Source organism: Glycomyces dulcitolivorans, assembly GCF_003265355.1.
GTDB classification, from domain to species: domain Bacteria; phylum Actinomycetota; class Actinomycetes; order Mycobacteriales; family Micromonosporaceae; genus Glycomyces; species Glycomyces dulcitolivorans.
The window spans coordinates 1-10,976 of sequence record NZ_QFRW01000319.1; the positions used below are offsets into that span (position 1 = coordinate 1).

Genomic DNA, 10,976 nt, shown 5'->3' on the forward strand with positions numbered 1-10,976 from the left:
CCCCGCGCGAGGCGCGCGGGGCCGCAGGCGTGTTCGGCGGGCGCTAGGCGGAGGCCCGCCACAGCAGTTTGGAGCGGGCCCTGCGGTGGATCGGGTCGAGCCGGGCGAAGTCGGCCTTGGCGAGGATCTCGACGATGTCGAGGGTGTGGGAGGCCAGGCCGTGCCGGTCGAGCGCGATCGAGGTGAGCGGCGGGTCGACCGCCTCGCCGAGGGCGAGGCCGTCGATGCCGACGATGCGGACGCGGCCGGGGACGTCGATGCCGAGGGTATGCGCGCTCTGGACCGCGCCGAGCGCCATGAGGTCGTTGAACATGAGCACCGCGTCGGTCTCGGGGCGGCGTTGGATCAGCTCGGCGAAGGCGCGGCCGCCGCCGGAGATCGTCTCCTCCCCCGCCACGACCGCGGTGAGGTCGGCGCCGACCAGGCGCTCGAACCACTCCCGGCGCGCCGAGGGCGCGTAGCGGGCGCCGTCGCGGGCGCTGTAGGCCGAGTCGACCATCCCGAAGCGGCGCGCGCCGCGTTCGCGCAGGGCCGCGACCGCTTCGGCGACGCCGGTCTCGATGTCGATCTCGACGGAGTGGACGCCCGGGAGGGTGCTGCGCGACTCCAGGCGGACCAGCGGCAGGCCGCGGCAGGTCTCCAGCAGGTCGGCGTCGCTCCCGGTGAAGTGCCCGACCATGACGTCGACCTGGCCGGAGAGCAGTTCGAGCGACGCGTCCAGGTCGCCTTCGGCCGAGGCGATCACGACCTGCCAGCCGCGCTCGGCGGCCGCGGCCAGGATGTCGGCGGCGGTGTCGGTGTAGTAGGGGTTGCGGAAGGAGGACACGACCAGTCCGAGGGCGTGGGTCTTCTGGCGGGTCACGAGGTTGCGGGCGAAGCGGCTGGGCCGGTAGCCGAGCCGCTCGGCGGCGTCCAGGACCTTCCGCCGGGTCGCCTCGTTGATGTCGGCCATGCCGTTCATCGCCCGCGTCACGGTCTGCCGCGACACTCCGGCTTCGGCGGCGACATCGAGGATCGTCACCCGTTTGGCCAAGGCTCCGCCTTTCGTCGACTGGTGCGCCAATACTATGGCCGCCGGGCCCCGAGGGGCCCGGCGGCGAGGGTACTGCGCGGCGGTCGCCGCCGCGCTTCGGCCGGCGTGGAACGGTGTCCGCCGGTGCGCTACCGCTCGGCCGGGTCGAGGACGGCCTCGGCTCCGGCGAGGAGGGCGTCGCGGAGCTCGTCGACGGGGACGTCGGGGAACTGGGCGATCGGGTCGGTGGCGGCCGCGAACGCCTGGGCCGCACGCAGACGCGAGCGCCAGTCGGGGTCGGGGCCGGCGAGCAGGCCTATGGCGCGGTCGACGGTGGCGTTGACGCGGCCGACGGCCTGCACGGTGCCGTCGCCGTAGACGGAGGCGTCGCGCAGCAGCAGCCCCATGACGTCGCGGTGGTCGACCATGACGGCGATGCACCCGCGCAGCACGGCCCGGCGGGCGTCGCCGCCGTCGCGCCCGGCGGCGTCGACGACCGCGGCGAGCTCGTCGAGCGGTGCGCCGATGAGCGCGTCGAGGATCGCGCTCTTGCTCGGGAAGTGGTGGTAGAGCGAGGGTTTGGCGATCCCGAGGCGGTCGGCGATCTGCTTCATCGAGGCCTTGCCGTAGGTCTGGGCGGCGAACAGCTCGCAGGCCGCCGCCAGGATCTTGTCTCGGGTCGAACCGGTATCGCTCACGGAGTCATCCTAGCCCCCTTGCCTACCGTCCGGTCGGGCGGTTACGCTTCTCTACCTAACGGTCGGTAGGCTACTTCGAAAGGGCATCGCATGAACGTGAACGGCTGGACGGCAACGGGATTCGAGGCGGTCCACGAACGGTTCGAACAGAACTTCAGCGAGGAAGGAGAAGTCGGGGCGGCGGTCGCGGTCCTGCGGGACGGCGTCCCGGTGGTGGACCTGTGGGGCGGCCTCGCCGACCCGGCCGCCGGAACGCCGTGGCGGCGCGACACGGTCGTGTCGATCGCCTCGACCACCAAGGCGATGGCCGCGGCGAGCGCGCTGGCCCTGGTCGAGCAGGGCGTGCTCGACCTCGAACGGCCGGTCGCCGCGTACTGGCCGGCGTTCGCCGCGGAAGCCAAGGGGGGCATCACCTTGCGGACGGTGCTCGCGCACCGGTCGGGCGTCGTCGCCCTCGAACACGCGCCGGTCACGTACGCGGGCCTGGCGGCCGGGGAGCCGGTCTTCGACGCGATCGCCGCGGCGCGGCCGCAGTGGGAGCCGGACACGGCCCACGGCTACCACGGCGTGACCTTCGGGCACCTGCTCAGCGCTGTCGTCCGCGCCGTCACCGGCCGCACGGTCGGCGCGTACTTCGCCGCCGAGATCGCCGGGCCGCTCGGCCTCGACTGCCGCATCGGCCTGCCCGCGTCCGAGCGGCACCGGCTCGCCGCCCTGGTCCTGCCCGACACGGCCGCGTCGGTGCAGCTCGGCAGCCAGGTCCCCGAGCTCCTGCCGCTGTACGAGGCGCTCGGCGACCCGGCCTCGCTCACCTACCGGGCCCTGTACGGCTCCATGCACATCGGCTGGGAGGAGGCGACCGACCCGAAGTTCACCGAGGTCGAGGCGCCCTCCACCGACGGCGTCGCCTCCGCGGCGGGCCTGGCGCGGCTCTTCGCCGCGCTCATCGGCGAGGTCGGGGGCCGCCGCCTCATCGGCCCGGGCCTCGCGGCCGAGGCCGCCCGCAGCCACTCCAGCGGGACCGACGCGGTCCTGCGCATCCGCACCGACTGGGGCCTGGGCTTCATGCTCCCCGGCGGCCCCTTCACGCCCCGCGGCCTGCCGTCGACGGCCTTCGGCCACGGCGGCGCGACCGGCTCCTTCGCCTACGCCGACCCCGCCACGGGCATCGCGTTCGCGTACACCCCGAACCGCGGCTCGGAACTGCTGGAGGGCAACGACCTCCGCGTCAACGGCCTCGTCGACGCCCTCAACGCCTGCCTGTTCTGATGCGGGACGGGCCGCAGGGTCGACCTTCACGGTGGCCCCTGCGGCCCGGTCAGTGCTCGTCCGATCGGCTACCGGAGGGCGTAGGAGCGGATCGTCTCGTGGACGACGGTGTTGCCGGCCTCGTCGGCGGCGGTGAAGCGGACCGAGGCGAAACCGGGGCTCTCGGGCAGTTCGACTGCGGCGGCGGCGGTGTCGCCGGTGCGGTCGATCGGCACTTCGGTCCAGGTCGCGCCGTCGTCGAAGGAGATCTCGAAGGTCATCGCGGCGCAGTCCTGGTCGTCGGCCCCGGGCTGCTGGACGAATTCGAGCGCGAAGTCCTGCACCGTTCCCGCTTCGACGGCGCCGTTCTCGATCCCCGCGGGGGTGAACTCGACGACCGAGACCGGCAGGGCCGGGTTCGCGGCCGGGTCGTAGGCGAAGTCCCAGGCGGCCGCGGAGCGGGTGCCGAGGGTCGTCCACGGCACGGAGCGCTCGGCCGCGGCGGTCACGGTCAGCCGGCCGGGTGCGAGCGCCGCGGGATCGACGATGGTGCCGATCCGGTCGCTCGCGGCGACCTGGATCCCGTTGTTGGCGATGGCGATCTCGCCGGGCAGGTACTCGGTCTGGACGGCCTCGTCACCTGAGGAGGTCGAGAACATCCACGGGGAGAAGAACACCGCCTCGGTCGCGTCCCAGCGGTAGAACATCGCCGGAGGGTAGTCCTGGCCGTGGTTCTCCAGGCCGACCGAGACCGCCGCGTCGTTCCACACGGCGGTGGTGGCCTGCCCGGGTTCGAGGACGCCGGCGTCGCGGTAGACCCAGTCCGAGATCCTCGCGGGGCGCTCGAAGGGGAAGACGCCGCGCTGCTCCCAGTACAGGTCCTCGCTCGCGGTGAAGAACTCGGTGCGGGTGGAGGGCACGGGCACGGTGCCGTGCGAGGTGAACGCGAACGGCTCGTACACCGGGTGGACGGCCATGTCCATGCGGATGAGGGTGGTGGGCGTGCCGAGCGACTGGAACTCGGTGTCGACCCGGGCGAGGTCCCGGTCGTGGACGGTTTCGACCATGTCGCACGGGATACCGTCGGTCTCGATGCGGAACAGGTTGTAGCCGTAGGGTTCTGGTGCGCCTTCGGGGCTGGAGAAGCCCGCGCGGACCGAGATCCCGGTGTCGCGGTCGCCGGAGAGGCCGTCGGTGGGGACGGCCCAGACCTGCCCGCCGGGGTGGGCGGTGAGGCCGGTCCAGGCGCCTCGGTCGGTGCCGGGCGCGTAGCTGAAGGCCTCGACGATGACGCTCTCGGCGACGACCTCGCGGTCGAGGTCGAACCCGACGGGCTCCGCTCCGGTCGCGTCGAACTCGATCGCAGTCGGCTCGTCGCCGACTTCGAGCTCCTCGATCATGAAGGCCAACTCGTAGTCCTGTCCTTCGCTGTAGTCGCTGTGCATGACCGCGACCAGGTGGTAGTCGCCCTGCGGGAACTCGCCGACGCCGCTGCCCCCGTCGAAGAAGGTCGGCGGGGAGGCCTGGCCGGTCTCCAGGTTCACCACGGAGACGCCCATGACGTACGGCGCCGACCCGTCGAGCCATTTGCCGGTGACGGTGACCGCCGTTCCCTCCTCGGCAGGCTCCTCCGGTTCCTCCCCAGGGTCGTCGACGTTGAAGCCGCCCAGGCTCATCGCGCCTGAGGCGACCTCGCCGAGCGCCTGCGCCGGGACGGTGAACCGGTCGCCGTCGGCGCCGCGCACGACCGTGTAGGACGTGTCGGGCTCCTTGAAGTCCAGGATCCCGTCGGCCTCGACGCCGACGGTCTCGCCGGTCGGCAGGACGACTTGCGCCGGGGCCGGCGGGAGCGGTTCTGCCTCCTCCACGGGTTGCTGCGCTGCAGCGGACCATGGCACCGACACGGCGGCCACCAGGGCCGCACCTGCGGCGATCACACTTGTGCGCATGAGTACTCCGAATCCGATCGATCGAGCGTGCTGAAGCGAGGACGGCCGGGACCGCGACCGTCCCTGTCCGGTCGGGCGAGTGCCCGAAATCCGACGCTGTACATACGGGCGCAGCCCTTCGGTCCGGTTGCCGACTTCCGGCAGGAGATCATTCCGGGCCCGCCGCAGGTCACGCAGCCGGAGGTCCAGGCGAGGGACGTCATATCCGGCGTTGACCTCGATGGGCGCATCGCCTCGCGGTACTGCCGGGGCCACCTCGCGCGAACAAGCTGAAAAAATCAAGCCGGCCATATGCGTGCGGCCGCGGACCGAATCCGCGGCCGCACATCGACCCACAGCTGCCCGACCAGCTGCTGCTACCGGAGGGTCTGGCGGAGGCCGGTCGCGTCGGAGGTGCGGATGGCGTCCTGGGTCCGGTGCACGGTGGCGGCGGTGTCGAAGTTCGGCTCGGCCGCGACGCCGGTGCGGATCGCGGCGGCGAACCCGCGGTAGACCTCGCCGGCATTGTCCGAAGGCGACGGATTGTCCGAGCCGTTCGTCCAGTGCCGCTTTGGCACCGGCATCGCCTCGGTCCCGGCGGCGGTGGTCTTGGACAGGGTGTAGCGGGGCGCGACCAGCGACTCGTCCGCGGAGACCAGCACCAGGCGGCCCGTGCGGCCCTGCACCTCCAGGCGGTACCCGGCCCCGGCGGGCCCGCCGGTCATGATGTGGACCGAAGCCGGAGCGCCCGACGCCAGGACGCCGTGGGCCAGGATCTGGTCGGGCGAGGTGACCTGAAGCGGCGCACCGGTCTCGGCGATCCGCACCTCGGGGATGCGGGTCGACAGGCGCCCGGTCAGCTCGGTGAACGGGCCGAGCGCATGCCCGAACTGGTCCATCGCATGGCCGCCGACCACCGCGAGGTGGTTGACGCCCTTGGTCTTGTCGAACAGGTCGGCGTACCGCTCCGACCACGTCTCGGCCGTGCCGATCGAGTAGTGCAGCGACGCCGAGAGCACCTCGCCGATCTCCCCGGCGGCGATGAGCTCGCGCAGGTACCGGATCGCCGGGTGGTTGCGGGTCTGGAGCCCGACCGCGTGCCGGACCCCCGCGGCCTCGGCCAGGTCGCGGTACCGCAGGGCGGTGTCGGCGTCCGGAGCCAGCGGCCATTCGACGTACACGTGCTTGCCCGCCGCGATCGCGGCCTCGACCAGGTCGCCCCGCTTGGGGAGCTGGACGGCGACGAGCACCGCCTCGACGGCGGGGTCGGCGAGCAGCTCGTGCGCGTCCGCATAGGAGCGCTCGGCGCCCCACACCGCGGCCGCCTCGGCGGCCTGCGCCGCGCCGGTGGAGGCGACGGCCACGACGTCGAAGTCGGGCGACTCCCGCAGTGCGGGCAGGTGGACCGCGCGGGCCCATCCGCGCTGGGCGTGCGCGCCGATGATGCCGAGTCCGATGCCGTTGGCCATGATCGCTCCTGTCGTTCAACCGTGTCAGTGAAGACGACGCTATCCGGCCGCGTCGAGCGCATCAATGATCGAACGCGGCGAAAAGATGTCTCAGACGCTCACTCGAATGGACGATAGGATGAGGGCATGGACGTGCTCAGCGACATGATCGCCGCCACCCGGGTCGGCCGCCCCGGATTCGGACTGACCGTGCGGGACGCCCCGTGGGGCCGCGCCTACCCGCGGGTGCCCGGGGCCGGGTTCCACATGGTGATGCAGGGGTCGTGCTGGCTCATTCCCCAGCGGTCGCAGCCGATCCCGCTCTCGGTCGGCGACGTCGTGCTGCTCTACGGCGACCAGGGCCACGGCCTCGCCGACGCCCCCGGCACGCCCCTGACCGAGACCGCCGGGCCGGGCGAACCGCAGGTCATCGAAGGGCCGGGACCGAGGACCACGCTGCTGTGCGGGGTGTACGAGTTCGAGCGGGCCTGGTCGCATCCGATGCTCGACGCCCTCCCCGAGGTCGTGCACGTACCCGCCCGCCTCGGCAGGCACCCGCACCTGCGCGCCACCGTGGACCTCCTGACCGCCGAGCTGGAGGACCGCGCCCCCGGCGCCGACGCCGCCGCGCCCGCGCTGCTCGACGTCCTGCTGGTCCAGATCCTGCGGGCCTGGCTGGCCGAGCAGCCGGACGGGACGGGCTGGGCCTCGGCCCTCCACGACCCGGACCTCGCCGCCACGCTCGGGGCGATCCACGACGACCTCGCCCGGCAGTGGACGGTCGAGGCGCTCGCCGCGCACGCGGGCATGTCCCGGGCCACCTTCGCGCGGCGCTTCACCGCCAGCGCCGGCGAGCCGCCCCTCGCCTACCTGACGCGGTGGCGGATGATCACCGCGGCACGGCGGCTGCGGGAGGGCGACGCGCCGCTGTCGGCGATCGCCAAGCAGGTCGGATACGGGTCGGAGTACGCCTTTGCGAAGGCGTTCAAGCGCCTCCACGGCACCGCGCCGGGACGCTACCGCTCGAATCCGACGACCTCGGCCCAGCGCGGAGCGACCCGCCCCAGGGCCACCCTCCGGGAAGAGCACCGGGGCGACCGCGCCGCGAGCTGACCGCGGGCCCGAGGGGAGCTGTGGGCCGACAGATCGCACTCTGCCGCGTCCTGCAACGGCCCGCCGGGACAGGAGACTCGACCAGTCCCGGACGGCCGCCGAACCCGAAGCCGTGCAGCGAATTCTCGACGCATGCGCCGGCCTGCCCCTGGCGCTGGCGATCGTCGCCGCCCGTGCCGCCGCCCGGCCCGACTTCCCATTGGGGGCCCTGGCATCCGACCTGCACGAGGCGAGCGACCGCCTCGACGCACTCGCCGACTCCGACCCCGCCACCGACTTACGGGCCGTGTTCGCCTCGTCATACCAGGCGCTGTCCTCCGGGTCCGCGCGGCTGTTCCGGCTCCTGAGCCTCCACCCCGGGCCGGAACTCTCGCTCGCCCTCGCGGCCAGCATCGCCGGGGCGGCGCTGAAGCCGACGCAGCGGCTCCTGACCGAACTGACCCGCGCCAACCTGCTCGTCGAGCCGAGGCCCGGCAGATACGCGTTCCACGACCTGCTGCGCGCTTACGCCGCCGAACACGGCTTCGACGCGCACTGCTGGCGGCTGTCCTGGACGCTGCGGGACCATCTCGACCAGGGAAGCTGGCAGGACCAGGCCGCCGTCTGGCAGACCGCCCTGGAAGCCGCACGTCGGCTCCAGGACTCCGATGCGCAGGTACGGGTGATCCGCCTGCTCGCCGAGGCGTTCAGCCACACCGGCCGGATCGAGGACGGCCGGGCGCTCCTCGACGGGGCCCTCCTCCTCTGCCAGGACATGGACGAACGCGTCGGCGACCAGCACCGGGCGCTGACCTACTGCGAGCACGCCATGGCGCTCATGATCGAGATCGGCGACCGCTACGGCGAGGCCGAGAGCATCCGGGCCAGCCTCGCCCAGCTCCCACTCCAACCGTTCGATACGGTCCACGCGCGCTTCAGATGTTTGATTCAGGAAATGCTGATGACTTTCAAGCCCAGGGGAGCGTGAAGACATAATTGTCACCTTTCCCCGACACTCCCAATCAAGGAGTGATCCGGTCCGACGTGACGGTATTCGATCGAGCAGATATCCTGCTATCTGTCAAGTCGGGTCGCCTGACCAGAGTTTCCGAAATGAGTCAAGGATTGAAAATAGGGGAAGCGTCACCTGCTTCATGCACCTCTCTGATGCCGTGTCGCCAGCTAACATCGAATATTGGGGCCGTCCCGGTCCCATTCGCAATGCCAAGCCGATTCCGTATCGGAATCCTCAGTCAGATGCTGTCCGAACGAAAGAAAGGGCTTCGTATGAATGCGGTGCACAGTACGAACATTGAGATCGCGACGCGGGACGGCACGGCCGATGCCTACCTGGCGCACCCTGACAGCGTTCGCCCATATCCGGCCGTCCTGCTGTATATGGACGCCTTCGGACTTCGTCCGCACCTGAAGAAGATGGCCGACCGACTGGCCGCGGGCGGGTACACCGTTCTGGCGCCCAACGTCTTCTACCGCCATGGGCGAGCGCCGGTGATCGATCTGCCGGACTTCGTGGGCCCGGCCGAGCGGGCGGAGCTCTTCCAGCGGCTCAGTCCGGTCATCATGTCCCTGACGCCTGAGATGGCGATGAGAGACGCCGATGCCTACCTGCGCTGGCTGGCCGAGTGCCCGATGGTCCAGGACGGGCCCGTTGGCGTCACCGGTTACTGCATGGGAGCGGGTCTGGCGATGCGTACGGCCGGTGCCTATCCGGACCGGGTGGCCGCCACAGCCGGTTTCCACGGCGCGAACCTCGCTTCCGCCGCTCCCGACAGCCCGCACCTGCTCGCGGACCGTATCAAGGCCGAGCTGTACTTCGGGCACGCCGACCGGGACCGCGCGCTTCCGCCCGAGCAGATCGAGCGGTTGAACGAGGCCCTCGCCGCAGCTGGTGTACGCCACCGCTGCGAGGTGTATGCCGGCGCGGAGCACGGCTTCACCCAGGCCGACACCGCCGCATACGACGCCGAAGCCGCGGAACGCCACTGGGCGGCGTTGCTGGGCCTTTTCGCGCGCACACTTTGACGCGCTGAAGTAGCAGGTGCCGCGGCCGCAGAATCGGTCCGGCGTCCCATCGGAACATGCCGGTGGACAATTCCATAGCACACGAAATTGCTTCCCGGTCGGTAGTCCGGAGCGCATCCGTTCACTATTGTGTCCGGCCGCGTCAATCTTCCTCTCCTTAGGAGAGATCCAGTGTGCTCCCTCATGCGAAACCAATTCACTGGGAGTACTCTTGTCTGGAATGCGAATCGTCATCGCTGGCGGCGGTCTTGCCGGGATGACGCTGGCACACTTCTTGAACCGGCACGGCCTGCAGGTGGCCGTCTACGAACGCGACACCGGCATCGCCGCACGCGAGGCCGGCTACCGGATCCACATCAACTCCACCGGCACCTCCTCCTTGCACGCCGCCCTTGAGCCTCGGCTGTGGGAGCTGTTCCTCGCCACCTGCGGCATGCCCAATGACGACATGCTCTTGTTCGACGAACAGCTCAACCTCCGCCCGGGCCGCGACAAGTCCGCCACCGAAGGCATCGGGGCGCCCACCGACATCCCGGAGCACCTGGTGGTCTGCCGCTCGACGCTGCGTCGGATCCTCTATCTCGGCCTGGAAGAGGCCGTGCACTTCGGTGCCAAGGTCACCGGGTACCGCTCCAACCCGGATTCCACCGTCACCGTGCTCCTGGACAACGGGGAGCGTGTCGAGGCCGACATGCTGATCGCAGCGGACGGCATCAACTCGGCAGTGCGGGATCAGCGACTGCCGCAGGTGAAGGTCGCCGACCTGGGCGCGCGGCACATCGCCGCGAAGGTCCCGATCACCGAGGAGACCAAGGCCGAGCTGCCAGCTCAGCTCTTCAACGCCTTCTCGCTGGCATTCGACTCCGACTTCACCGGACTGACGCTCGGCCCGCTGGAACGCTGCGACCCCGGCTCCGCGCTGATCAAGGAGCAGGATCAGGGATTCCAGGACGAGGCCACCAAGAACTACGCGCTGAGCATCTTCAACTCCGTTGCGAGCCGCATGATGCCCGACGCCGAGCTGTTCACCGCCACCCCCGAGCGGCTGAAGGCGTACGCGCTGGAACGCGTGGCCTCCTGGCATCCGTCCCTGGTCGAGACGGTCCGGCTGTGGGACACCGCCACCGTGCAGGCGCTGAAGTTGCGCAGTTGCGTTCCCGTCCTTGCGTGGGAGCCCTCGAACGTCACCGTCATCGGCGACGCGATCCATGCCATGAGCCCGGCCTTGGGCATCGGCGCCAACACCGCGCTGCGCGACGCTCACGTTCTCGGAGGGGAACTGCTCGCCGTCGCCCGGGGAGGAAAGGAACTGCTGGACGGTATCGGCGCCTACGAACAGGCCATGCGCGACTACGGGTACAAGGCGCTTCGGATGTCCGCAGCGGTAGGGCAGAAGGTGATCGGCCACCTCCCGCTGCCTGAGTAGGCCGCGTTCAAGCCAGATCACGACGCTGCCGACTAGTCGTGAATGGGTTTCTTTCACGGCTGGAGCCCGGGCGCCGCAGCG

The 10,976-nt window shown here is 70.9% G+C and carries 9 protein-coding genes; 5 read left to right on the plus strand and 4 right to left on the minus strand.

Translation table 11 applies throughout. The annotated features are described in order from the left end of the window. Positions 1-43 precede the first annotated feature (43 nt). Positions 44-1,033, minus strand: coding sequence for a LacI family DNA-binding transcriptional regulator (locus DI269_RS23350; protein WP_198667679.1), 990 nt, complete (start codon positions 1,031-1,033; stop codon positions 44-46). 128 nt (positions 1,034-1,161) lie between these two features. Beyond that, entirely contained in the window at positions 1,162-1,710 is a 549-nt protein-coding gene (locus DI269_RS23355) for a TetR/AcrR family transcriptional regulator (protein ID WP_112140448.1), read from the minus strand. A 90-nt stretch (positions 1,711-1,800) separates the two neighbouring features. On the opposite strand from DI269_RS23355, the gene DI269_RS23360 reads away from it, so the two are divergent. Next, the gene (locus DI269_RS23360) at positions 1,801-2,979 is read left to right on the plus strand and encodes a serine hydrolase domain-containing protein (protein ID WP_112140450.1); all 1,179 of its coding nucleotides are present in this window, start codon (positions 1,801-1,803) and stop codon (positions 2,977-2,979) included. A gap of 68 nt (positions 2,980-3,047) precedes the next feature. Here DI269_RS23360 and DI269_RS23365 read toward each other — a convergent pair whose 3' ends face one another. Then, positions 3,048-4,907, minus strand: coding sequence for a hypothetical protein (locus tag DI269_RS23365; protein ID WP_157975175.1), 1,860 nt, complete (start codon positions 4,905-4,907; stop codon positions 3,048-3,050). Between the two features lie 356 nt (positions 4,908-5,263). Next, positions 5,264-6,355, minus strand: a complete 1,092-nt coding sequence (locus DI269_RS23370; RefSeq protein WP_112140454.1) for a Gfo/Idh/MocA family protein — start codon at positions 6,353-6,355, stop codon at positions 5,264-5,266. A gap of 126 nt (positions 6,356-6,481) precedes the next feature. On the opposite strand from DI269_RS23370, the gene DI269_RS23375 reads away from it, so the two are divergent. From DI269_RS23375 to DI269_RS23390, 4 genes are all read left to right on the plus strand, one after another. Next, a complete protein-coding gene (locus DI269_RS23375; protein ID WP_112140456.1) occupies positions 6,482-7,447 on the plus strand; it encodes an AraC family transcriptional regulator in 966 nt (321 codons plus the stop codon). A 112-nt stretch (positions 7,448-7,559) separates the two neighbouring features. Continuing rightward, entirely contained in the window at positions 7,560-8,414 is an 855-nt protein-coding gene (locus tag DI269_RS23380) for a hypothetical protein (protein ID WP_112140458.1), read from the plus strand. Positions 8,415-8,713: 299 nt separating this feature from the next. Beyond that, positions 8,714-9,469, plus strand: a complete 756-nt coding sequence (locus DI269_RS23385) for a dienelactone hydrolase family protein (protein ID WP_112140459.1) — start codon at positions 8,714-8,716, stop codon at positions 9,467-9,469. A gap of 220 nt (positions 9,470-9,689) precedes the next feature. Beyond that, the gene (locus DI269_RS23390) at positions 9,690-10,895 is read left to right on the plus strand and encodes an FAD-dependent oxidoreductase (RefSeq protein WP_112140461.1); all 1,206 of its coding nucleotides are present in this window, start codon (positions 9,690-9,692) and stop codon (positions 10,893-10,895) included. Positions 10,896-10,976: the final 81 nt, after the last annotated feature.